The organism is Streptomyces katrae (assembly GCF_000717655.1).
Lineage (GTDB): Bacteria > Actinomycetota > Actinomycetes > Streptomycetales > Streptomycetaceae > Streptomyces > Streptomyces katrae_B.
In genome coordinates, this window is sequence record NZ_JNZY01000006.1 from 288,969 (window position 1) to 311,676 (window position 22,708).

Sequence of the window (22,708 nt, forward strand, 5' to 3'; positions counted from 1 at the left end):
GTCAGCGGACCACCAGGGAGGTGAGGGAGGGCTCGTCGAGCCGGACGGAGGCGGCACGGCCGCCGAGGAGGAAACCGCGCACGGCGTACGGGCCGCCGGGCGCGCGGGGGTCGATCTCGCGCTCGACGGTCCCCGAGGCCGCGAGCTCGGCGCCGGTCACCCGGCACAACTCGGCTCCGTCGGCGGGCCGGTGGGGCCGGGCCGCACCGCCGCCCGCTCCGGCGACGAGGACGAAGTCGGGCAGCCCGGAGCCGGGATGCCCACCGGGCGCGTGGAGTGTCACCCGGAGCACGGCGGGACCGCGGCGCAGCATCCGCCGCGGCCCGGGCAGGAGCCGGTACGCGATGGCCACGTCGGCCGGGAGGACGGCCTGCTCGGCGTCGCGCGGGGCGGCCGCGGTCGCGAGCGCGCTGCGCGGGGCGGCGTACGCCGTGACGCGGACGGCGCCGGGGCCGACCGGCAGCTCCAGCCCCTCGCGCAGGAACACGGACCGCACGACGCGGTGTTCGGCGCGCTCGCCGCCGGACTCGGGGGTCACCGCGACCGTGACCCGGCCGGCGCCGTCGGGCCAGTCGAAGCTGATCCGGGCCCGCCCGGCGGTGGTCCTCCGGACCGTGAGCCCCGTGACCGGCTCCGGAACCTCGACCACCACGCCCGGCCCGGCCAGCGCCCGTTCGCCCAGGACGGCCACGGCGCTGACGGTGGCCAGCGTGCCGGGCGGCGGCTGCGCGATCCCGTCGGAGTCCACCCAGGGCAGCGCCGCAGGCAGCACGGAGGCCGCCAGCTCGGCCCCCTCGGCGGGAGCCGTCCCCGGCCACTGCACGAACCGTACGCCGCCGCTCCCGCCGCCGCCCCGCGTCCACCGGAACTCCAGCCCGCCGGCGTCCCGGGCAACGGCGCCGAGCCCGACCACCGGCTCCGGCCAGGGATGCACGGCGGCGGGCGCCTCGACCCCGCCGGACCACACCTCGCCGCCCACGCCCGCGTACCGGCACCGCACCCGCAGCACGTACGCCCCGGGCTCCAGCCCCTCGGCCCGTACGGCTTCCCGCCCGTCCGCCGCGCCGGGGGCGACCGGGGGCCCGAGTTCCACGGCGCCGCCCTCGGGGCCGGTCAGGGTCGCCCGTACGCCCGTCGAGCCGGGCGGGCGGAGCCAGGAGGCTTCGACGCGGGCCCGGCCGTCGGTGACGCGGAGTTCCGTCACCTCGGGGGCGACGAGCAGCGGGGCGCTGATCAGGGGTGTGCCGCCCGCGGCGGGAAGGGCCACGTACCGGGCCTCGCGCCCGAGCGGGGCCCGGCGGTCCGTCAGCGGCCCCGTGCCGAGCGGGCCGGGCACCTCCGGCAGCGGTGTGGTGAGCGGCTCGCGCCGGGTCAGCCGGACCACCCGCCAGCTCCCGTCCGGCTCGGCGCCGGGCGGTCTGCGCAGGGCCACCCCGCCGGGCAGGGGCCACGCCTCCAGCGGCCCGGGCTCCCCGTCGGCCGGGCGGTGGGTGCGCACCAGCCCCCGCACCGCGCGCGGGCAGTCCCAGGCCAGCCGGGCCGCCTCCCCGTACGCCGCAGCGGCCTGCTCCGGATCCTCGCGGTCCTCGTACTCCCGGGCCTCGTCCAGCAGGGCGTCGGCGGCCCGTACCCGCCCGGCCAGTTCGGCCAGCCGGCGCGCCAGCAGCGGGTCCCCGGCAGCCACCGACGGCGGCAGTACGGCGGCGCTCCGGGCGGCGGCGCGCACCCGCCCGGCCAGCCACGCGTCCTCCAGCCCCTCGGCGGCGGCCCGCTGCGCCGGGTCCAGCCGGGGGCTCCCCGCGGCCGCGTGCACCAGGGCCGCAGCCTCGTCGGGGTCGACCCCGAAACCGGCGGCCGTGTCCGGCAGGTCCCCCCCGGGGTGGTCGTGCAGCAGCTGCACCAGCTGGTACAGCAGGATCCGCCGCAGCGCAGCCGGATCCCGCTCCTGGATCGCGGCCAGCTGCTCCAGCAGCGCACCGGCACCGGGATCCGCCCCGGCCGCGGCCCCGGCGGCGGCCCCCCGGGCAGCCCGCAGCCCCCGCAGGGCCTGGGCCCCCACATGGCGTCTGCGCCCCGGCCCTTCGACGGCGAAGATCCCGTCGAGCACCCGGAACCGCCCGCCGGCAGGGACCAGTAACTCACCCAAGTGGCGTAAACCCAAGGCCTGTTGCGCCGCCACGAGTTCCCCGTACCGTGCCACCAGCGGAGCAGCCGGCAGGCCGGAAAGCGCGCGGGACCGCCCCAGGGCATGCCCGAACTCGGTCCCTGCCATCTGCTCCGCACCCCCCGTGCAGTGTGTTTCGGAGGTCATTCCAGCAGATGCGCGGACCGTCCGGGAGGTCTTTCCGTTCTCCAGCTGTACCGCGCGGTGTCACGAACTGATCCCCGTCCGGTACCCCGGGACCGCTGTCCTTGGGTCGCCCCTCGACACCCCCCCTCACTTGCAGAGGTCGTCCCCCATGGCTGAGCTCAATCGCCGCAGGTTCCTGCAGATCGCGGGCGGAACCGCCGCAGTCGCGATGCTGAACGAGAGCATCGCGCGCGCGGCCGCCATCCCGGCGCAGGGCAGTACCGGCACCATCCAGGACATCGAGCACATCGTGGTCCTCGTGCAGGAGAACCGGTCCTTCGACCAGTACTTCGGCTCGATGAAGGGCGTCCGGGGCTTCGGCGACCCGCGGCCCGTCCTCCAGGACAACGGGAAGTCCGTCTTCTACCAGTCCAACGGGACGAAGGACATCCTCCCGTTCAACCCGCAGGTCAGCGACCTGGGCATGAAGTTCGTCGAGGGTCTGAACCACGACTGGGCCGGCGGCCACGCCGCGTACAACAACGGCAAGTACGACAAGTGGGTCCCGGCCAAGACGGCCACGACCATGGCCTACATGACGCGGAACGACATCCCGTTCCACTACGCGCTCGCCGACGCCTTCACGGTCTGCGACGCCTACCACTGCTCCTTCATCGGCGCCACCGACCCGAACCGCTACTACATGTGGACGGGCCACACGGGCAACGACGGCACCGGCGGCGGCCCGGTCCTCGGCAACCAGGAAGCCGGTTACGGCTGGAAGACGTACCCGGAGCGCCTGGAGGCCGCCGGGGTCTCCTGGAAGGTCTACCAGGACATCGGCGACGGCCTGAACGCGGCCGGCTCGTGGGGCTGGATCAGCGACGCGTTCCGCGGCAACTACGGCGACAACTCGCTGCTGTACTTCAACAACTACCGCAACGCCGCGCCCGGCAGCCCCCTGTACGAGAAGGCCCGCACGGGCACCAACGCCAAGGCGGGCGAGGGCTACTTCGACAAGCTGCGCGCGGACGTGGTGAACGGCACGCTGCCCCAGGTCTCCTGGATCGCCGCGCCCGAGGCCTTCAGCGAGCACCCGAACTGGCCGGTCAACTTCGGTGCCTGGTACATCTCGCAGGTCCTGGACGCGCTGACCGCCAACCCGGCGGTGTGGGCGAAGACGGCGTTCTTCATCACCTACGACGAGAACGACGGCTTCTTCGACCACGTCGTCCCGCCGTACCCGCCGGCGTCCGCGGCATGGGGCCTGTCCACGGCCGACGTCTCGAAGGACCTGTACGCCGGGGGCGGCGGCTACGCGGCCGGCCCGTACGGCCTCGGCCCGCGCGTCCCGATGATCGTGGTCTCCCCGTGGAGCAAGGGCGGCTACGTCTGCTCCGAGACCTTCGACCACACCTCGGTGATCCGCTTCATGGAGAAGCGCTTCGGCGTGCAAGAGCCCAACATCTCGCCGTGGCGCCGTGCCGTCTGCGGGGACCTGACCTCGGCGTTCGACTTCTCGAGGGCGGACGCCTCGCCCGCGGCCCTGCCCTCGACGGCGGGCTACGTCCCGCCGGACCACAACGCCCACCCCTCCTACCACCCGGTCCCGCCGGCGACGGGCGCCCTGCCCAAGCAGGAGGCGGGCCGCAAGCCCACGCGCGCACTCGGCTACGCCCCGTACGTCGACGGCAAGGCCACGGTGTCCACGGGCCAGTTCACCCTGACCTTCTCCTCCGGCCCGAGCCTCGGCGCGCACTTCCACATCACCTCGGGGAACCGGACGGACGGCCCCTGGCCGTACACCGTCGAGGCGGGCAAGACCCTTTCCGACACCTGGAGCACCGGCAGCTCCACCGGCAACCAGATCAACCTCACGGTCTGGGGCCCGAACGGCTTCCTGCGCACCTGGAAGGGACCGGCGAAGAAGGCGGGCCCGGAGGTCACGGCCCGCCACGACGCGGCCACCGGCAATCTGAAGCTGACCCTGACCAACTCCGGCTCGGCGGCGGTCAACCTGACGGTGACCAACGCCTACGGCGGCACGCCCCAGACCCTCCGCGTCGCGGCCGGCGGCACGGCCGCGTACACGGCGGACCTGGCCGCCACGGGCCGCTGGTACGACGTCAAGGTCGTCTCCGACGCGGACAGCACCTTCCTCCGCCGCTTCGCAGGCCACGTGGAAACGGGCGCCCCGGGCCTCTCCGACCCGGCGATCAAGACCGTCTGACCCCACCCCGCGGGTGAACGCCCCTGGTTCCGCGCCCGCGCGGTCAACGCTCGCGTTGACTTCGCGGGCGCGCGCCCGTCACCGGCCGGTGTGGTGGTCGGCGGGGTGGGCAGGAGGTACGGGTCCGCTCCGCCACCCCCGCCACCGAGGGAGAACGCATGGCCATCGCCCACCGCAGGATCGGCACCGGCCCCGTCCGCGTCATCGTGCTGCACGACTGGTTCGGCACCTCTGCCAACTGGGGGTCCGTACTGGATTACTTGGACCCCGAGGGGTTCTCGTACGCCTTCCTCGACTACCGCGGGTACGGCGACCGCCGCGACGTCGCCGGCCGCTACAGCCTCCCCGAGATCGCCGACGACGTGCTCGCGCTCGCCGACGAGATCGGCTGGGACACCTTCTCCCTCATGGGCCACTCCATGGGCGGCAAGGCGATGCAGCAGGTGCTGGTCCGCGCCCCCGAGCGGATCGAGAAGCTGATCGGGATCAACCCGGTCCCCGCCGGCCCGTACGAGATGGACGACGCGACCCACGCTCTCTTCCACGGCGCCGCCCACAGCGCCGGGAACCGGCGGACCATCCTCGACCTCGTCACCGGCCACCGGGCGAGCCGCCACTGGCTGGACCGGATGATCGCGCACTCCCTCGACGTCTCCCGCCCGGAGGCCTTCGGCGCGTACCTCGCGAGCTGGCAGCCGCTGGACCTGTCCGCCGCCGTGAAGGGCAGCACCGTCCCGGTGCTGGTCCTCGTCGGGGAGTACGACCTCGCCCTCACCCCCGAGGTGATGCGGGCCACCTGGCAGGTCGCGTATCCCAACTGCCGGGTCCACCCCGTCCCCGGCGCCGGGCACTACCCGCCGCACGAGACCCCGGTCGCTTTCGCCGCCGCGGTGGAGGCGTTCCTGCGCGGATAGGAGGAGGACGCAAAAAAGCCCCAGGGGTGCGAGGAGACCTCGTACCCCTGGGGATCAGGGTGAGTGACGGGACTTGAACCCGCGGCCACCTGGACCACAACCAGGTGCTCTACCAACTGAGCTACACCCACCACGAAGGGCGGCGGACCACCCGTTCGATGTGCATGCACAGCATAGCTGATCAGGAGGGTGGTCCCGCCACGCGTCATCCGGCCGCGGCGTGCGCGACGGCCGCCGCCGCGAGCGCCTTCACGACGGGGTGCGGGCGCCTTCCGTCACCGGACAGCTCGGGCTGGAACAGCGTGGCCAGGAAGAAGGGGTGTCCCGGCAGCTCCGCGATGCGTGCCTGCCCTTCCTCGTCGTACCCCGACAGCCGCAGCCCGTGGGCGGTGAGCACCGGCAGGTACCGAGGCTCCGGGCCGTAGCTGCAGTGGTAGCGCTCCATGGACCGTTCCGCGCCGAGCACGGACTCGGCGAGCGACCCGGGCTCGGCCCGTACGAGGCCCTCGTGGCCGACGAGCGAACAGGCGAGCGGGGCGATCAGCAGGTCCTCGGCCCCGGGATCGTTCTCGGCGTGCGCGACGCCGGCCAGCCCGCAGACCGAGCGGGCGTACTCCAGCAGCGTGTGCTGGAAGCCGCCGCAGGTCCCGAGGAAGGGGATGCCCTGCTCCCGCGCGACCCGGATCGCGGCGAGCGCCCCGGCCTCACTGGCGTACGGGCTGCCGGGCAGGACCCAGACCGCGTCGAACCGGGCCAGGGCCCCGGAGGCGGCCTCGGCCCCGGCGTCGCCGGTGGGGATCCAGTAGGCGTCGAGGGCGAGCCCGTCGCGGGAGGCGAGGGCGTCGAGGAGCCCGGGGATGCGGGTGTGGGACTTCACGTGCGGGGAGCGGTCGCCGACGAGGGCGACCCGTGCGGGCAGGGGGGTCCGGGTGGTCCGTGCAGTGGTCATGCCGGTCATCCTGCGACCCGGCCCCGGTTCAGCGCCAACGATTGTTCCTGCATGTTCCATCAGCAGATCTGATCGCTGTCTCAGTGCTTCAGTGCGGCCTTGGTGGCCACGAGGATCAAGCCGAGGAAGAGGTTGACGACCCCCTCGGCGGCCAGCTGGCCGCGGGTGGCACCGGCGCGGGCGGCGCCGAGGCACGCCCAGATGACCTGCTGCGCCACCGCCACGATCATGGCCAGCCACGCCGTCCCCACGTAGTCCAGTCCGAGGACGCCGCTGAGGGCCACAGCGGCCGCGGGCAGGGCGGCTGCCTCGACGATGGGCCACTCGTGCAGGGCGACCCGGCGGATCTCGTGCCGGCTCCACGGCTGCCCGACCAGCCGTTCCCCCGCGAGCTCGGCGTAAACGTGGGTGGCCCAGAACACCAGGCCCGTGACGAGCAGGAGGAGTACGAGGTGAAGCCGCGGACGGTCGCCGACGGTACTTGCGGTGGCCACCACGGAGGTGGCGAGGAGGGAGCCGTACACGGCGCCGGCGGAGTCGGTCCGGGATGCGCGCCGTGGCCTGCTGCGGCCTGCGGACGGGCCACTGGGGATGCTCACCCCGTCCACGATAGGGACGCCGCGTCCCACCGCCGGCCGGGCGCGCCGTGCGGCGGCTCACCGGGCTGCGGCGGCCCGCCGGCCTCCCCGGCCGGGGCGGTACGCGGAAACGCGCGGCGGGGCTCTGCGGACGGGGCGGGGCTCGGCGGGCCCGGCCCGCGCAGCCGGTGGCACGCTGGCGCCATGGATCCGCACCTGCTCCGCACCTTCGTCGCCGTCGCCCGGCTGGCCTCCTTCTCCGCCGCCGCCCGCGAGCTCGGCTACACCCAGTCCGCCGTGTCCCAGCACATCGCCGCCCTCGAGGGCGACCTGCGTGCCGAGCTCCTCACCCGACGGCCCGTGGAGCCGACCCCGGCCGGGGTGCGGCTGCTGGAACACGCCGGGCCGCTGCTGCTGCGGCTCGACGCGGCCCGTGCCGATGTGCTGCGGCTGGCCGCCGCGCCGACCGGACAGGTCACCCTCGCCGCGTCCCCGCTCTCCGTCGGGCCCCGGCTGCCGGCCGCGCTGCCGGCCACGGGGGTGGTGCTGCGGGTGCTGCCCGCCGCCGAGGTGCCGGCCGCCGTCGCCACCGGCGGCTGCGACCTCGGCCTGGTCGACGGCCTCGCCGCGCCCAGCGACCCGCTGCGGCTGCCCGACGTGGCCCCGCTCACCGTGACCGGCGTCGGGGAGGAGGGGCTCGCCGTACTGCTCCCGGCCGGGCACCCGTTCGCCGGCCGGGCCGCGCTCCGGCTCGACGACCTCGCCGACGCCCGCTGGATCGACGCCCCCGACGCGCTGCCGGTGCCCGCCGCCGTCCGGACCGCCCCGGCCCTGCGCTACGACGGCACCGACCTGCACGCCCTGTGCGCCCTCGCCGCCGCCGGGCACGGCCTGGTCCTGCTGCCCCGCCGGGTGGCCGAGGCCGCCGCGGCCGGGGTCGCCGTACCGCTGTCCGACCCGCGCCTGGTGCACCGTACGGAACTCCTCGCCCCCGCCACCCCGACCCCCGAAGCCGCCGCCCTCGCCGTCCGGCTCACCGCGTCCCGGTAGGGGGTGTCTTGCCACGGCACCGGGCGCCGCCCCCTGATCCGGCCTGACCGGCAAGACACCCCCAGCCACTCGCGCGCGGCCCCCCGCGGCGGCAGGATCGCAGCATGGACTTCGAACCCGATCCGTTCACGCACGCCGACTACGCCGCCCGGATGGCCGCCGCCGCGCAGAGTGCCACCGAGGCCGGGCTGGCCGGGCTGCTCGTCGCCCCCGGGCCCGACCTCGCCCACCTCACCGGCTACCGGCCGGTCGACACCGAGCGGCTGACCCTGCTCGTGCTCGCCGCCGGACAGGAGCCCGTCCTCGTCGTGCCCGCCCTGGAGGCCCCCGACGCGGCCAAGGCCCCCGGGGCGCCCGCGCTCACCCTGTGCGACTGGGCCGACGGGAAGAACCCGTACGGCGTCACCGCTCCGCTCCTCGGCACCGGCGGCCGCTACGGGGTCAGCGACAACACCTGGGCGCTGCATCTGCTCGGCCTCCAGCGGGAGTTGCCGGCCACCTCGTACGCCCCGCTCACCGACGTCCTGCCGATGCTCCGCGCGGTCAAGGACCAGCGGGAGCTGGAGCGGCTCGCGGCGGCCGGCGCGGCCGCGGACGCCGCGTACGAGCAGATCCTCAAGGTCCCCTTCGCCGGCCGCCGGGAGACCGACATCGCCGCCGACCTGGCCGCGCTGCTGCGCGAACACGGCCACTCCCAGGTGGACTTCACCGTCGTCGGCTCGGGTCCCAACGGGGCCAACCCGCACCACGAGGCCGGCGAACGCACCATCGGGCACGGCGACATGGTGGTCCTCGACTTCGGCGGGCTCAAGCACGGCTACGGTTCCGACATCTCGCGCACCGTGCACGTCGGCGAGCCGGGAGCCGAGGAGCAGCGCGTCCACGACATCGTCCGCGAGGCCCAGCAGGCCGCCTCCGCGGCCGTCCGCCCGGGCATCGCCTGCCAGGACGTGGACCGGGCGGCCCGCGCGGTGATCACCGAGTTCGGCTACGGCGAACGGTTCATCCACCGCACGGGCCACGGCATCGGCGTGACCACCCACGAGCCCCCGTACATGGTCGAGGGCGAGGAACAGCCCCTGGTCCCCGGGATGTGCTTCTCCGTGGAGCCGGGCATCTACCTGCCCGGCCGCTTCGGGGTGCGCATCGAGGACATCGTGACGGTCACCGAGGACGGCGGCCGCAGCTTCAACAACGCCCCGCGCGAGCTGGCCGTCGTCGAGTAGGGGCAGGAGTCCGAGCGGTCACGACTCCCCGGCGACGACCAGGCGGTAGCCGTAGTCCACGTCCTCCTGCCCGAGCAGGTGGGCGTGGCGCCGCTCCCAGGCCCCGGAGGCCAGGTCCGCGCGCAGCCGTTCCATCGCCGGCTCCACGACCGAGGCAGGCAGCGTCGCAAAGGTCGAGCTGGCGGCCCGTACGGCCGGGTCGAGATAGGCCTCCGGCCGGCGCCAGTAGGCGGTCTGGAGTCCGTCCGTGAAGTCGTGCGGGATCGGGAACGGCAGCACGGTGTGCGCGTCCAGCGCCTCCACGACTTGCGTCACCGGCGTGAAGCGCGAGGCGTCCAACTCCCGGATCTCCGGCAGGTATTCGTCCACGAGCCACAGCTCGGGGCGGTGCTCGGGATCCCAGGTGAAGACGGCCTGCCGCCGCGAGACCCGGCGCAGCTCGCCGAGCCCGCGGTGCAGATCCTTCCAGTGGTGCACGGTCAGGACCGCCATGGCGGCGTCGAAGGTCCCGTCGGCGAACGGCAGTTCCTCCGCGCACGCCTTCACCTTCCGGGGGCCGGGATGCTGGTCGAGCATCACCTGCGACGGGTCGACGGCCGTGACCTCGGCGTCCTGCGGCTCGTACGACCCGGCTCCGGCACCGACGTTGACGACGGTGCGCGCGCCACCCAGCGCCTGGCGGATCAGCGCGCCCAGCCGGGGATCGGGCCGCCGTACCTGCTTGTAGCCGATCCCTATGCGGTCGTAGGCGGCCGTCAGTCCGTTGCCCTCATCCAGTACCCGTCCCATGGGCCGACTCCATCAAATCGGGCCCCTCGTGATCAAGTGATTCCCCAGTGAGGTGAGTTACGGACCCAGCAGCACTACCGACTCGCCCGGTACGTGGACGCGCCCGTCCGGGCCCGGGTGCTCGACGGGTTCCCAGGCGGCCAGGACCCGGACCCCGTTGCGGCCGAGGGCGATGGTCACCGGCTCGGGCGAGAGGTTCACGGCCACCCGTACGTCACCCCGCCGGAACGTCACCCAGCGGCGCTCCTCGTCGTACGCGACACGGACCGCGGCCAGGTCCGGATCCCGCAGGTCCGGGTGGGTGCGCCGGAGCGTGATCAGGGTCCGGTACCAGGCCAGCAGCCGGTCGTGAGGGGGGCGCTCCGGCTCCGCCCAGTCCAGGCACGAGCGGTCCCGGGTGGCCGGGTCCTGCGGGTCCGGGATCTCCTCGGCCTTCCAGCCGTGCGCCGCGAACTCCCGGCGCCGGCCGGTCCGTACGGCCTCGGCGAGGTCCGGGTCCGGGTGGTCGGTGAAGTACTGCCACGGCGTGCCCGCGGCCCACTCCTCGCCCATGAACAGCATCGGCACGAACGGCCCGGTCAGCGCCAGCGTCGCGGCGCAGGCCAGCAACCCGGGGGAGAGCGAGCCCGCGAGCCGGTCGCCGAGGGCCCGGTTGCCGATCTGGTCGTGGGTCTGCGTGTAGCCGAGGAAGCGGTGCGCGGGCGTGCACCGCCGGTCCACCGGCCGGCCGTGACTGCGGCCCCGGAACGAGGACCACGTGCCGTCGTGGAAGAAGGCCCGGGTCATGGTCTTGGCCAGGGCGGCGAGCGGGGCCTCGGCGAAATCGGCGTAGTACGCCTGGGACTCGCCCGTCAGCGCACAGTGCAGGGCGTGGTGGAAGTCGTCGTTCCACTGGGCGTGCAGCCCCAGCCCCCCGACGGCGCGCGGGGTCGTGGTGCGCGGATCGCACCGGTCGGACTCCGCGATCAGGAACAGCGGGCGGCCGCTCTCGGCGGCGAACTCGTCCACGGCCGCGGACAGCTCCTCCAGGAAGGTCAGCGCCCGTCCGTCGGCGAGCGCGTGCACGGCGTCCAGCCGGAGCCCGTCGATCCGGTAGTCCCGCAGCCAGGCCAGGGCGCTGCCCAGGAGGTACGCGCGCACCTCGTCGGAGCCGGCGGCGTCCAGGTTGACCGCCGCGCCCCACGGGGTGTGGTGGGTGTCCGTGAAGTACGGGCCGAAGACGGGGAGGTGGTTGCCGGAGGGGCCCAGGTGGTTGTGGACCACGTCCAGCACGACCCCGAGCCCGGCCGCGTGGGCCGCGTCCACGAACCGGGCGAGCCCGGCCGGGCCGCCGTACGGCTCGTGCACGGCCCAGGGCGCGACCCCGTCGTACCCCCACCCGTGCCGGCCGGGGAACGGGCAGACCGGCATCAGCTCCACGTGCGTGACCCCGAGCGCGGTGAGGTGCCCGAGGCGGGCGGCGGCCGCGTCGAAGGTGCCCTCGGGGGTGAACGTGCCGATGTGCAGCTCGTAGAGGACCGCGTCCTGGAGCCGCGTCCCGGGCGCCGGTGCCTGCGGGGTGAGCGGCTCGAAATCGACCACCGCCGAGAGGCCGTCGGGCCCGTCCGGAAGCCGCCGCCCGCGCGGGTCGGGCCGTACGATCCCCTCCCCGGAGGCCACGCCGAGGAGGAATCCGTACCGGTCCCCGTCGGCGGCCGGGGCTTCGGCGAGCCACCAGCCGGCCCGGTCCGGATCGCGTGCCATCTCGTACGTCGCGTCGCCGAGCCGCAGCGCGACCCGGTCTGTCAGCGGTGCCCACACCTCGAACTGCACGGACGGTTCCCCTCGTCTGCGGCGGTACCCCGGAACGTGTGCCTGCCCCATCATCGCGGGACGGCCGGAGGAGTTCTGGACACTCCGGCCCTGACGGGCCGACAATCACCCTGTGACGTCCAGTTTCGAGTTCCCCGCCTTCCCGGTACCGCGCCTTTCCGACGCGGAGCGCGACCGGGCGCTGGAGCAGCTCCGCGAGGGTGCGGCCCTCGGGAAGCTGTCCCATGACACGTTCCTGCGCCGTATGGAACTCGCCCTGGTCGCCCGCCGCTCCGAGGACCTCGTGGTCCTCACCGCCGACCTCGAGAGCCGCGGGAGCGGCGAAGGCCCGTGGACCCGTCGCGTCTTCGCCTGGGTGGGCCGTGCCTCGGCCGTGTCCGCCGGGGTCCGGCGGGCGTGGACCGCCGAGCGGCTGCCGAAACTGCTGCTGCCGCACCCGAGTGCGCGGGCCCTGCGGATCGGCCGCGACCCCGGCAACGGGTTGCGGCTCACCGACGAGACCGTGTCCCGCGTGCATGCCGAGCTCGGGATGCGCGACGGGGTGTGGGTGCTCACCGACCTCGGCTCCTCCAACGGCACGACGGTCAACGGACGCCGGGTGACCGGCTCGGTGGCGGTCCGGGCCGGGGACCAGATCGGCTTCGGCCGGATGAACTTCCGGCTGTCCTCCAGCTAGGAGGGCTCCGGCTCCGGGATCTCGGCGGGCCTGATGATGGGGTCCATGGAACACGCAGCCCCGAAAGACCAGAAGGAACACCCGCCCGTCGTGCGCCCCGCGCGCCCCGAGGACCTGCCCCGCCTCGTCGAACTCGTCCACGAGCACGTCGCGTACGAGAAGTCCGCGCCCCGGCCCGCGGACCTGGCCGACCGGCTCGGGCCGCAGCTGTTCGCCGCGGGCGCCCGCCTGTGGGTGCTGCTGGCCGAGGCCCCGGACGGCTCGGTCGCCGGATATGCCGCCTGCTCGGCCGAGTTCGCGTTCTGGGACGCCCGGCACTACCTCCACATGGACTGCCTCTACCTCGCCGAGGAGGCCCGCGGCCACGGCCTCGGCGCCGCCCTGATGGACGGCGTGGCAGGCCTCGCCCGCGAGCTCGGCCTCGACCAGGTCCAGTGGCAGACTCCGGACTGGAACGAGGGCGCGATCCGCTTCTACGACCGCCTGGGCGCCACGGGCGCACCCAAGCGCCGGTACACCCTGGCCGTCCCGGGCGAGGCCGCCGTGGTCTCTACGCATTGACCGTCCCGGCCGCCACGAGCCGTTCGTACGCGGCCAGGACGGTACGGGTCTGGTGCTCGACCTGGGTGGCCACCGGGACCCGGCGCGCCTGGAAGCGGGCGGCGAACTCCTCGCACCAGCCGGTGACGAGCCGGTCCAAACCGGGCGCCGCCGGATGGCCCTGAGCCCGCAGCACCCGCAGCAGCATCGCGGCGGCGCGCAGCGACAGGCGCCGCCCGAAGGCGTCGATGCTGCCGATGGAGGCCGCCGTGGCCTCGGCGGGGGCCCCGGGGCCGGTCCACTCCACGGTGATCCGGGGGATCAGGGCGAGCGTCCAGTCGACGGCGCGCAGCAGCGCGGCCGCACCGGCGTACCCGGTGGGATCCGGGCCGGGGCCCGAGCCGGTGCCACGGCCGGGCTCCGAGGCCCCGGGTACCCGGTCCCGTACGCGGGCCACGAGCGCGGCGTCGGCGGTGAGCCGCCCCGCCAGGAACCGCAGGGCGCCGCGCGGGTCCGGATGCGGGGCGGGGTCGTCCACCAGGTCCGAGGCCCACATGGGGACTTCGACGATGGCGGTGGTGCCGTCGTACCGGTGGGCGTGGTACCAGGTGCTGAGCCGGGTGTCCTCGGGGTGGAACGCCCCGGCGGCGTCGGCCCCGGCCTGCGGCATCACGAAGATCCCGGGCCCGGGGGAGGGCCAGCCGGCCGCGTCCGAGGCCCCCGTCTCCACCGGGATCCGCAGCTCGGCGGCCGATTTGGCGAACGGTTCCGCCAGGCCCGGTATGTCCCGGGTGAGCTGCACCCACGATCCGCCGAGGTCGGTGCCGTGGAGCGAGACCTGCAGGGCGGGCCGGAGCTCGTCGATGAGGGCCGTCAGGGCCAGGGTCTCGGGCGGCAGCCGGTCCGGAGGCAGTAAAGACGGCGCCCACTCGGGCTGTTCGGGGCCGGGGGGCCGGAAGAAGTTCCGGTGGTAGTCGAGCAGGGAGTGCGGGCGGGGGGTGCGGTGCAGGGCCGCCCCGTCGGGATCGGCGCACAGCAGGAAGTGCCAGCCCCGCCCGGCGCGGACCGCCGGCTCGTGGAGGACGCGTCGGGCCAGCGCGAGCGCGGTGGCACCGCCGACGGGCTCGTTGGCGTGTGCCCCGGCGACGACGAGCACGCCCGCGCCCCGCGGGCGGCCGCTCGGTTCGACGGAGAGCAGCCACAGGGGCCGGCCGCCCCGGGAGGTGCCGGCCTGGCGGAGCCGGGCCGCGCCGGGGTGCTCGTCCGCCAGTGCGCGGGCGGCCAGCGCGAGCTCGGACGGTGTGGGGTAGCACATGTCACGGAGGAGGGTCACGTCTGATGCAATGCCCGCCGCGCACGCCCCCTACTGCTCCGTGCCCCCCACACTTCCCGGAAAGCCCTGGCCAACGCCTTGCCGGGGCGGCCCGTCGGCTACTGCTGGTGGAGTCCGCGGCCGGCCAGCGACAGGAAGGCCTCGCCCACCGCCTCCGACAGCGTCGGGTGGGCATGGACGTGGCGGGCCACGTCCCCCGGCTCCGCGTCCCAGCCCACGATCAGCTGGCTCTCGGCGATCATCTCCGACGCGTGCGGCCCCACCAGGTGTACGCCCAGCACCCGCCCGCCCCGCTCGGCGACCACCTTCACCGTCCCGCCCTGCCCGTGCACCATCCCCTTCGCCACTGCCGTCAGCGGCATCGTGTTCACGACGACGTCGTAGGAGAGGTCCCGGGCCTGTGCCTCCGTCAGCCCGACGGCGGCGGTCTGCGGCGCGGAGTACGTCACCCGCGGCACCGCCGCGTAGTCCACGGGGGCGCTCGCGACCCCCGCCAGGGTCTCGGCGACGAGCAGCCCCTCCGCGAACGAGGCGTGCGCCAGGCCGAGCGAGGGCGGCGGCAGCAGGTCGCCGACCACGTGGATCCCCGGGACCGCGGTCTCCAGCCGGGACCAGTCCGCCGGCGTCACGAACCCCCGCTCGTCCGTGGTCAGTCCGGCCGCCGCCAGGTCCAGCCCGTCGGTCACCGGGACGCGGCCGACGGCCACGAGCAGCCGCTGCGCCACCACCTCCCGGACGTCCCCGCGCGCCCCGCGTACGGTGGCCCGTACGCCCCCGCCGGGGAGCCGCTCGGCCCCTTCCAGCCGGGCTGCGGTCCGCACGTCGATCCCGCGCTTCTTCAGCCCGCGCGCCAGGTGCCGGGACACATCGGCGTCCTCCAGCGGAACCAGCCGCTCCGCGGCCTCGACCAAGGTCACTTCGGCGCCCATGGACCGGTGGAAGGAGGCGTACTCCACGCCGATGGCCCCGCCGCCCAGCACCAGCACCGAGGCGGGCAGCCCCGGCGCGAAGAGAGCGTCGTCGCTGGTGACGACGGTGTGCCCGTCGGGCTCCAGCCCGGGCAGGACGCGCGGCCGGGAACCGGTGGCCAGCACGATGCCGCGCGCCGCGGTGAACTCCCGGCCGTCCGCGGTCCGGACGGAGCGCGGTCCGGTCAGCCGGCCGCTGCTGCGCACGACATGGACGTCGGCGTGCCGCAAGTGGGCCTCCACGCCCTGGTGGTTGCGGGAGACGATGTCGTCGCGGGTGGCGGTCAGGGCCGACCAGTCCACCGAGTCCACGGTGGCCCGCACCCCCCACCGCTCCCGCGCCTCGGCCATGCCGTCGACGAGTTCGGCCGCGTGCAGCATCGCCTTGCTGGGGATGCATCCGCGGTGCAGACAGGTACCGCCTGTCTTGTCCCGCTCCACGAGGGCGACGTGCAGGCCGAGGGCCGCGGCGCGCAGGGCGGTGCTGTAGCCGCCCGTACCGCCGCCGATCACGATGACGTCCAAGGAATGCGCGGAATGAACCGAGTTGCCGGTGCTGTCGGTGTTCATGGGACAAGCCTGCGGTCGGCCCCTGCCATGAGTCCAAGGCAATGATCTTCTCGGATCCATGCACGTTCTTTATGCTTCCCGATCATGAGCCTGCGCCAGATGGAGTACTTCCTCGCCGTCGTGGAGGAGTCCTCCTTCACCCGCGCCGCCGACGCCCTGCACGTCACCCAGCCCGCCCTCTCCCACCAGGTCAAGGCCCTGGAGAGGTCCGTGGGCGGCGAGCTGCTGGAGCGCCTGCCGCGCGGCGTCCGGCTCACCTCGATGGGCCGCGCCTTCCTGCCGCACGCCCAGCTCGCCGTCCGCAGTGCGCAGCAGGCCGAGCGCGCCGCCCGCGCCGCCGCCGGGGCCGCGGGCGGCGAACTGCACCTCGCCACCGTCCATGCCGTCGCCGTCGGACTGCTTCCGGGCATTGCCGCCCGCTGGCGGTCCCTGCACCCGGGAGTCCAGCTCGTCCTGCGCGAGTACGGGTCCACGGAGGCCCTGGAGGAACAGCTCGAACGGGGCGTCGCCGACCTCGCGGTGGGCCCGGAGCCCAGGGAATGGACGGGCCCGGTCCTGCCGGTGGGCCGCGAGGAACTGGTGCTGGTGGTCCCCTTCGACGACCCGCTGGCCGGCCGGGGCTCCGTCCGGCTGGCCGAGCTCGCCGACCGCGACTGGATCCGCTGCGCCATGGAACCCTCCGTCCAGGGACGGGCGTTCCTCGACTGGGCGTGCGGCACCGTCGGCTTCACCCCGCGCACGGTGCTGCGTACGGAGCACACCTCGACGGCCGTGCGGATGGCGGCCGCCGGCGTCGGCATCGTCGTGGCCCCGGCCCACACGGTCCGGGGCGCCCTCGGCGAGGACTGCGCGCTGCTCTCCCTCGACCCGCCGTGGCACCGCCCCCTCTCCGTGTTCTCCCGGGTCCCGCTGACCGGCGCGGCCGAGGCCTTCGCCGGGCTACTCGTCTCCCGGTCCGCCGTCGCGCAGTAGAACGGCGACCGGGCGGGCCGACAGGAGCTCCGCCAGCCGCACCTCGCCCTCGTACGACGCCCCCCGGTCCAGGAGCGCCGTCCACCGGCCCGGCGGCAGGGCCAGCGCCGTGTCCCGCCAGCCGCCGGCCCCCGCCAGCCGGTACGAGAGCCGGGTGGCCGCCGCAACCAGCCCGGCCGGGCGGGCGAAGGCCAGGCAGTGCTCCGCCGCCGGGCCCCGGGCGGCGAGCGGGGCGTAGCCGGTGAACAGCTCGGGCCGGTCCCGGCGCAGCCGCAGCAGGGCGGCCGTCAGCGCGAGCTTCTCCTGCGCCTGCCCCTGCGGCGCGGCCCCCGCGTCCAGCCGGGCCAGGTCCTCGCGGGGGAACCGGGCCGGGCGCCGGTTGTCCGGGTCGACCAGGGCCCGGTACTCCGTCTCGGCGCCCTGGTAGACCTCCGGGACCCCGGGCATCGCCAGGTGCAGCAGCGCCATGCCGAGCAGGTTCGCCCGGGCCGCCGCGGCCAGCTCGGCCGGCAGCTCCGGATCGTCCGGTGCGTACCCCGCGACCGAAGCCTCGTACGCCGGGTCCTGGTCGGTCCAGCTCGTGTGCAGGGCCGCCTCGCGGACGGCCTTGAGGAGCGCCTGTACGAGGCGCTCGGCGCGCTCCGGCACCACCCCGAGGCCCAGCCCCGTCTGCCGGGCCACCCAGGCCAGTTGGGGATCGGCGCCGAGGGGCCGGCCCATCACCTCGGGGGCCTGGGAGAGCGCGGAGATCCGGGCCCGGACGTCCGCGCTGCGCTTGGTGTCGTGCGTGGACAGCACCGTCCCGGAGCCCGGCCAGTCCCGGTCGAGCGCGGCGCAGTACGCGTGGAACTCGGCCGGCGAGACCGCCGGTTGCCCGGGGTCCCCGCCGACCTCGGTGGCCGACAGCAGCGGAGCGTGGCGGTAGAAGGCCCGGTCCTCCAGCGACTTGGCCCGCAGGGCCGCCGAGGTCTGGGCGAAGCGCGCCGCGAAGGCGGCATCGCGCAGCACGAGGTCCCGTACGCCGGCCACCGCGCCCGGACCGGCCGGCGCCGCGGCCGCCGCCAGGGCCTGCGGATCGAGCTCCGGCTCGCCGGGGTACGGCCGGTAGACCGGGTAGGCGATCAGCAGCTCCCGTACACCCGCGGCCAGTTCCGGACCGGCGGCCCGCTCCAGGGCCGCCAGTTCGGCCGCCAGGTCACCGGTCAGCACCTCCCGCGCACACGCCCGGGCCGTCTGCTCCCAGTCCGGCCGCCCCGTGAACTCCACGTACCGCCGGGACAGTTCGGCGGCGCCCTCCGGGTCGGTGAACACCCCGTCCACCCGGTGCAGCGCGTCGTACCCGGTGGTCCCCGCCACCGGCCAGCCGGGCGGCAGCCGCTCCTGCCGGGCGAGGATCTTCTCCACCACCACCCAGCAGTCCCCGCCCACGGCCGTCCGCAGCCGCCGCAGGTACCCCTCCGGGTCCGCCAGCCCGTCGACGTGGTCGATCCGCAGCCCCTCGGCGACCCCGTCCCGCACCAGCTCCAGCACCTTCGCATGCGTCGCCGCGAACACCTCCGGGTCCTCCACCCGGACCCCGATCAGCTCCGAGATCGTGAAGAACCGCCGGTAGTTGAGGCCCGTCCGGGCTTCGCGCCACCAGGCCGGCCGGTACCACTGCGCGGCCAGCAGCTCGGCCCGCGCCAGCCCCGCCGTACCCTCCCGCAGCGGGAACTCCAGCTCCCCGTGGCGCAGCACCCCGCCGTCCCGGTCGACCGTGAACGCGCCGGGCCCGGGAGGCTCCGGGAGCACCGGCAGCAGCACCTGGCCGCCGCCCGCCTCCCAGTCGATGTCGAACCAGCGCGCGTACGGCGACCGCGGCCCCTCCCGCAGCACCTCCCACAGGGGCCGGTTCAGCCGCAGGGGGGACGGCACGGCCATGTGGTTCGGGACGATGTCCAGCACCAGGCCGAGCCCGTGCCCCCGGGCGGCCGCGGCCAGCGCGCGCAGCCCCGGCTCGCCGCCCAGCTCGGCCCGCACCGCGGAGTGGTCGGTGACGTCGTACCCGTGCGCCGAGCCGGGGACCGCCTCCAGCACGGGCGAGAGGTGCAGGTGTGAGACGCCGAGCGAGGCGAGGTACGGTACGGCTGCCTCGGCCGCCGCGAAGGGGAACTCCGGCCGCAGCTGAAGGCGGTACGTCGACGACGGGACCGCACGTGACGGGACCGCAGGTGGCGCCGGAGTGACGGCTGTCAGAACATCAGATTCCGTTTGGCTGCTCGGATACGGATGGCTCATGAGAACCTACGTACCCACCTTCCCGGATTCCGTGCCATGACCCAATGCATCCGGGTGACTGCGCCGCGTTAGGGTCGATCAAGTGGCCGGAACCGTCAACACCTATCGAAGAGTCATCGCCCTGACCGGGCCCCTGCTCCCGCTCCTCTCCTTCCTCGCGCGACTCCCCGTTGCGATGTCCCAGTTCGGGAGCGTCCTGCTGGTCGCCGAGACCAGCGGCTCCCTCGCCACCGCCGGCATCGTCGGCGGCACCCTCTCCGCCGGACAGGTGGTCTTCGGGCCCGTCCTGGGCCGGCTCGCCGACCGGTACGGGCAGCGGCCCGTGGTGCCGGCCGCCGCCGCGGTCAACGCGCTCGCCACCGGCGCCCTGGTCGCCGGGGCCCTCGGGGGCCTCGCCACCGCCCCGCTCGCCGCGATCGGCGCCGTCACCGGAGCCTCCGTACCGCTGATCGGACCGCTCGCCCGGACCCGCTCCGTGGCCCTCGCCCACCGCGCCGGGGCCGACGAGGGCGTGGTGGGCGCCGTCCACTCGCTCGAGGGCACCCTCGACGAGGTCTCCTTCGTCTTCGGCCCCGCCCTCGTCGGACTCGCCGTGCTCGTCGCGCACCCCGCGATCGCCCTCGGCGGGGCCGCCGCGCTCGTGGCCGTCTTCGCCACCGCCTTCGCCCTGCACCCGACAGCCGCCGTCACGGCCGGGGCGGGAGCGAAGGAGCGCACCCCGCGGGGGAGGGGCGCCCGTACCGGCGCCCCCGCCGACGTCGAGCGCCGCAGCCGGCACCCGCGCGTCGTGTACGCCGTACGGGGCTCCCTGCTGCTCCAGGGCGCCATGTTCGGCGCCTGCCAGGCCGGAATAGCCGCCCTCACCGCTCGTTTGGGCGTCCCCGGCCAGGCCGGCATCGTGTACGCCGCCATGGGCGTCGTCAGCGCCGCCGTGGGGCTCGCCCTCGGGGCGCTGCCCGCCCGGATCGGGCTGCGGCTGCGCTGGCGGGCGGCCACCGCCGCCGCGCTGGTGCTCTCCGTACCGCTGCTCTTCACCGACACCCTGTGGTCGCTGTACGCGGTCGTCACCGTGCTCGGAGCCGCCTACGCCCCCCACCTGATCACCGCGTTCGCGCTGACCGAGCGGGTCGCGGAGCCGGCCCGGCTCGCCGAGGCCACGGCCTTCGCCGCCAGCTCGCTGGTGGCCGGGCAGGCCGCCGCGCTCGCCGCCTCCGGGCGGCTCTCCGAGTCGTACGGGCCGGCCGGGGCCTTCGCCGTGGCCGTCGGGGCGGCCGCACTGTCCCTGCTCCTCGCCCTGGTCACCCGGGTGCCGGCCGCCCGGACGCACCCCGCCGCGCCGAAGGGGTTCGTCCCGGCGCAGCAGACCGCCTCCCCGCGCGAGCCCGGGGTCCCGTCGGGCCCGCCGGGTCCCTCCTACGCCGGGCGCTGAAGCACCACCAGACACCGTCCTGTCAGCGCCACCCGGTCCCCGGCCGCGTACTGCGGTCCGGTGCCGGGTGGCAGTACGTCCGGCCGCGCCGTGTCCACGACCAGCCGCCACTGCGCCCCGTGCCCGGCCGGGACGGTGAACTCCTGCGGGTCCGCGCCCGCGTTGAACATCAGCAGGAACGAGTCGTCGGTGATCCGCTCCCCGCGCGAGCCCGGCTCGGAGATCGCCTCCCCGTTGAGGAACACCGTCAGCGAACGCGCGTGCTGCGCCTGCCAGTCGCGGGCCCGCATCGGCTCGCCGTGCGGGGTGAACCAGGCGATGTCGGAGAGCTCGTCGTTGGTCCCCTCCACCGGCCGCCCGTGGAAGAACCGGCGCCGCCGGAACACCGGGTGGTCGCGCCGCAGCCACACCATCCGCCGGGTGAACTCCAGCAGGGAGGGCGCCGGTTTGCCCGGCTCCGGCCAGTTGACCCACGACAGCTCGTTGTCCTGGCAGTACGCGTTGTTGTTGCCGCCCTGCGAGCGGGCGAACTCGTCGCCGTGGCTGAGCATCGGCACGCCCTGCGAAAGCATCAGGGTGGCCGTGAAGTTGCGCATCTGGCGCTCGCGCAGCTCCTGGATCTCCGGGTCCTCCGTCGGTCCCTCGACCCCGCAGTTCCAGGACCGGTTGTGGGTCTCTCCGTCGCGATTGCCCTCGCGGTTCGCCTCGTTGTGCTTCTCGTCGTACGAGACGAGGTCGTTCAGGGTGAAACCGTCGTGGCAGGTGGTGAAGTTGATGGACGCCAGCGGGCGGCGGCCGTCGTCCTGGTAGAGGTCCGAGGAGCCGGTCAGCCGCCCCGCGAACTCCGCGAGCGTCCGCGGCTGCCCGCGCCACAAGTCGCGTACGGTGTCGCGGTACTTGCCGTTCCACTCGGTCCACAGCGGTGGGAAGTTGCCCACCTGGTAGCCGCCCTCGCCCAGGTCCCAGGGCTCCGCGATCAGCTTCACCTGGCTGACCACCGGATCCTGCTGGACCAGGTCGAAGAACGAGGACAGCCGGTCCACCTCGTGGAACTGCCGGGCGAGCGTCGCCGCGAGGTCGAAGCGGAACCCGTCCACATGCATCTCGGTGACCCAGTACCGCAGCGAGTCCATGATCAGCTGGAGCACGTGCGGGGAGCGCATGAGCAGTGAGTTCCCGGTCCCCGTGGTGTCCATGTAGTGCCGGGGATCGTCCGCGAGCCGGTAGTACGAGGCGTTGTCGAGCCCCCGGAAGGACAGCGTCGGGCCCAGGTGGTTGCCCTCGGCGGTGTGGTTGTAGACCACGTCGAGGATCACCTCGATCCCCGCCTCGTGCAGGGCCCGTACGGCCGACTTGAACTCCAGCACCTGCTGGCCCCGGTCACCGGAGGCGTAGCCGTTGTGCGGGGCGAAGAAGCCGATCGTGTTGTAGCCCCAGTAGTTGCTGAGCCCGTCGTCGACCAGCCGGTGGTCGTTCACGTACTGGTGTACGGGCATCAGCTCCAGTGCCGTCACCCCGAGCTTGGTGAGGTGCCCGATGACCGCCGGGTGCGCGAGCGCCCCGTACGTGCCGCGCAGTTCCTCGGGCAGATCGGGGTGGCGCATGGTCAGACCCTTGACGTGCGCCTCGTACAGGACGGTGTGGTGATACTCGTGGCGCGGCGGGCGGTCGTTCGCCCAGTCGAAGTACGGATTGACCACGACCGAACTCATCGTCTTGGGAGCCGAGTCGAGGTCGTTGCGCGAATCCGGCCGGCCGAAGTGGTAGCCGTACACCTCCTCGCCCCAGTCGACGCTGCCGGCGACGGCCCGCGCGTACGGGTCCAGCAGCAGCTTGGCGGCGTTGCAGCGCTGCCCGCGCTCGGGCTCGTACGGGCCGTGCACGCGGAAGCCGTAGCGCTGCCCGGGCATCACCCCGGGCAGGTAGGCGTGGCGTACGAATGCATCGGTCTCGCGCAGTTCGACGGCGGTCTCCGAGCCGTCGTCGTGGAGCAGACACAGTTCGATGCGTCGGGCGGCCTCGGAGTAGACCGCGAAATTGGTGCCGGCGCCGTCGTACGTGGCGCCGAGCGGATACGCCTGTCCCGGCCAGACCTGCATGGATGC

17 protein-coding genes and 1 tRNA gene are annotated in these 22,708 nt (G+C 74.6%); 8 read left to right on the top strand and 10 right to left on the bottom strand.

The genetic code is table 11. From position 1 onward, the window contains the following. Position 1: 1 nt before the first annotated feature. A complete protein-coding gene (locus IF09_RS0110240) occupies positions 2-2,146 on the bottom strand; it encodes a hypothetical protein (protein ID WP_158709944.1) in 2,145 nt (714 codons plus the stop codon). 313 nt (positions 2,147-2,459) lie between these two features. Between IF09_RS0110240 and IF09_RS0110245 the strand changes: the two genes are divergently transcribed. Both IF09_RS0110245 and IF09_RS0110250 read left to right on the top strand, forming a co-directional pair. After that, positions 2,460-4,520 (top strand): phosphocholine-specific phospholipase C, encoded by a 2,061-nt coding sequence (locus tag IF09_RS0110245; protein ID WP_030294180.1) that lies wholly within the window; start codon positions 2,460-2,462, stop codon positions 4,518-4,520. Between the two features lie 158 nt (positions 4,521-4,678). Then, entirely contained in the window at positions 4,679-5,434 is a 756-nt protein-coding gene (locus IF09_RS0110250; RefSeq protein WP_030294181.1) for an alpha/beta fold hydrolase, read from the top strand. A 58-nt stretch (positions 5,435-5,492) separates the two neighbouring features. On the opposite strand, the gene IF09_RS0110255 is transcribed toward IF09_RS0110250, so the two are convergent. From IF09_RS0110255 to IF09_RS0110265, 3 genes are all read right to left on the bottom strand, one after another. Next, a tRNA-His gene (locus IF09_RS0110255) sits at positions 5,493-5,565 on the bottom strand. Between the two features lie 74 nt (positions 5,566-5,639). Further along, positions 5,640-6,383 carry a glutamine amidotransferase-related protein gene (locus IF09_RS0110260; protein ID WP_418953031.1) on the bottom strand — a complete coding sequence of 248 codons (744 nt, stop codon included), beginning with the start codon at positions 6,381-6,383 and terminating at the stop codon, positions 5,640-5,642. A gap of 80 nt (positions 6,384-6,463) precedes the next feature. Then, a complete protein-coding gene (locus IF09_RS0110265) occupies positions 6,464-6,982 on the bottom strand; it encodes a hypothetical protein (protein ID WP_030294185.1) in 519 nt (172 codons plus the stop codon). Positions 6,983-7,165: 183 nt separating this feature from the next. Between IF09_RS0110265 and IF09_RS0110270 the strand changes: the two genes are divergently transcribed. Both IF09_RS0110270 and IF09_RS0110275 read left to right on the top strand, forming a co-directional pair. Then, positions 7,166-8,011, top strand: a complete 846-nt coding sequence (locus tag IF09_RS0110270) for a LysR family transcriptional regulator (RefSeq protein WP_030294187.1) — start codon at positions 7,166-7,168, stop codon at positions 8,009-8,011. Positions 8,012-8,115: 104 nt separating this feature from the next. Then, the gene (locus IF09_RS0110275; RefSeq protein WP_030294189.1) at positions 8,116-9,237 is read left to right on the top strand and encodes an aminopeptidase P family protein; all 1,122 of its coding nucleotides are present in this window, start codon (positions 8,116-8,118) and stop codon (positions 9,235-9,237) included. Positions 9,238-9,255: 18 nt separating this feature from the next. On the opposite strand, the gene IF09_RS0110280 is transcribed toward IF09_RS0110275, so the two are convergent. Next, positions 9,256-10,026, bottom strand: coding sequence for a class I SAM-dependent methyltransferase (locus IF09_RS0110280; protein WP_030294190.1), 771 nt, complete (start codon positions 10,024-10,026; stop codon positions 9,256-9,258). A gap of 57 nt (positions 10,027-10,083) precedes the next feature. Beyond that, positions 10,084-11,838 carry a malto-oligosyltrehalose trehalohydrolase gene (gene treZ / locus IF09_RS0110285; protein ID WP_030294192.1) on the bottom strand — a complete coding sequence of 585 codons (1,755 nt, stop codon included), beginning with the start codon at positions 11,836-11,838 and terminating at the stop codon, positions 10,084-10,086. Positions 11,839-11,950: 112 nt separating this feature from the next. On the opposite strand from treZ, the gene IF09_RS0110290 reads away from it, so the two are divergent. Both IF09_RS0110290 and IF09_RS0110295 read left to right on the top strand, forming a co-directional pair. Continuing rightward, a complete protein-coding gene (locus tag IF09_RS0110290; protein WP_030294193.1) occupies positions 11,951-12,514 on the top strand; it encodes a DUF1707 and FHA domain-containing protein in 564 nt (187 codons plus the stop codon). A 45-nt stretch (positions 12,515-12,559) separates the two neighbouring features. Beyond that, entirely contained in the window at positions 12,560-13,075 is a 516-nt protein-coding gene (locus IF09_RS0110295; protein WP_030294195.1) for a GNAT family N-acetyltransferase, read from the top strand. Here IF09_RS0110295 and IF09_RS0110300 read toward each other — a convergent pair. Together IF09_RS0110300 and lpdA are read right to left on the bottom strand one after the other, a co-directional pair. Beyond that, positions 13,065-14,387 (bottom strand): M14 family zinc carboxypeptidase, encoded by a 1,323-nt coding sequence (locus IF09_RS0110300; RefSeq protein WP_030294196.1) that lies wholly within the window; start codon positions 14,385-14,387, stop codon positions 13,065-13,067. The two genes, IF09_RS0110295 and IF09_RS0110300, sit on opposite strands and share 11 nt — an antisense overlap. A gap of 98 nt (positions 14,388-14,485) precedes the next feature. Beyond that, a complete protein-coding gene (gene lpdA, locus IF09_RS0110305) occupies positions 14,486-15,925 on the bottom strand; it encodes a dihydrolipoyl dehydrogenase (RefSeq protein WP_051832308.1) in 1,440 nt (479 codons plus the stop codon). A gap of 84 nt (positions 15,926-16,009) precedes the next feature. On the opposite strand from lpdA, the gene IF09_RS0110310 reads away from it, so the two are divergent. Then, positions 16,010-16,897 (top strand): LysR family transcriptional regulator, encoded by an 888-nt coding sequence (locus IF09_RS0110310; RefSeq protein WP_030294199.1) that lies wholly within the window; start codon positions 16,010-16,012, stop codon positions 16,895-16,897. Here the strand turns inward: IF09_RS0110310 and treY are convergent. After that, on the bottom strand, positions 16,865-19,174 hold the full coding sequence (treY, locus tag IF09_RS0110315; RefSeq protein ID WP_078613168.1) for a malto-oligosyltrehalose synthase: 2,310 nt from the start codon (positions 19,172-19,174) through the stop codon (positions 16,865-16,867). The two genes, IF09_RS0110310 and treY, sit on opposite strands and share 33 nt — an antisense overlap. 82 nt (positions 19,175-19,256) lie before the next feature. Between treY and IF09_RS0110320 the strand changes: the two genes are divergently transcribed. Beyond that, positions 19,257-20,603, top strand: a complete 1,347-nt coding sequence (locus tag IF09_RS0110320) for an MFS transporter (protein ID WP_030294202.1) — start codon at positions 19,257-19,259, stop codon at positions 20,601-20,603. On the opposite strand, the gene glgX is transcribed toward IF09_RS0110320, so the two are convergent. Continuing rightward, positions 20,588-22,702, bottom strand: a complete 2,115-nt coding sequence (gene glgX, locus IF09_RS0110325) for a glycogen debranching protein GlgX (protein ID WP_030294204.1) — start codon at positions 22,700-22,702, stop codon at positions 20,588-20,590. The two genes, IF09_RS0110320 and glgX, sit on opposite strands and share 16 nt — an antisense overlap. Positions 22,703-22,708 lie beyond the last annotated feature (6 nt).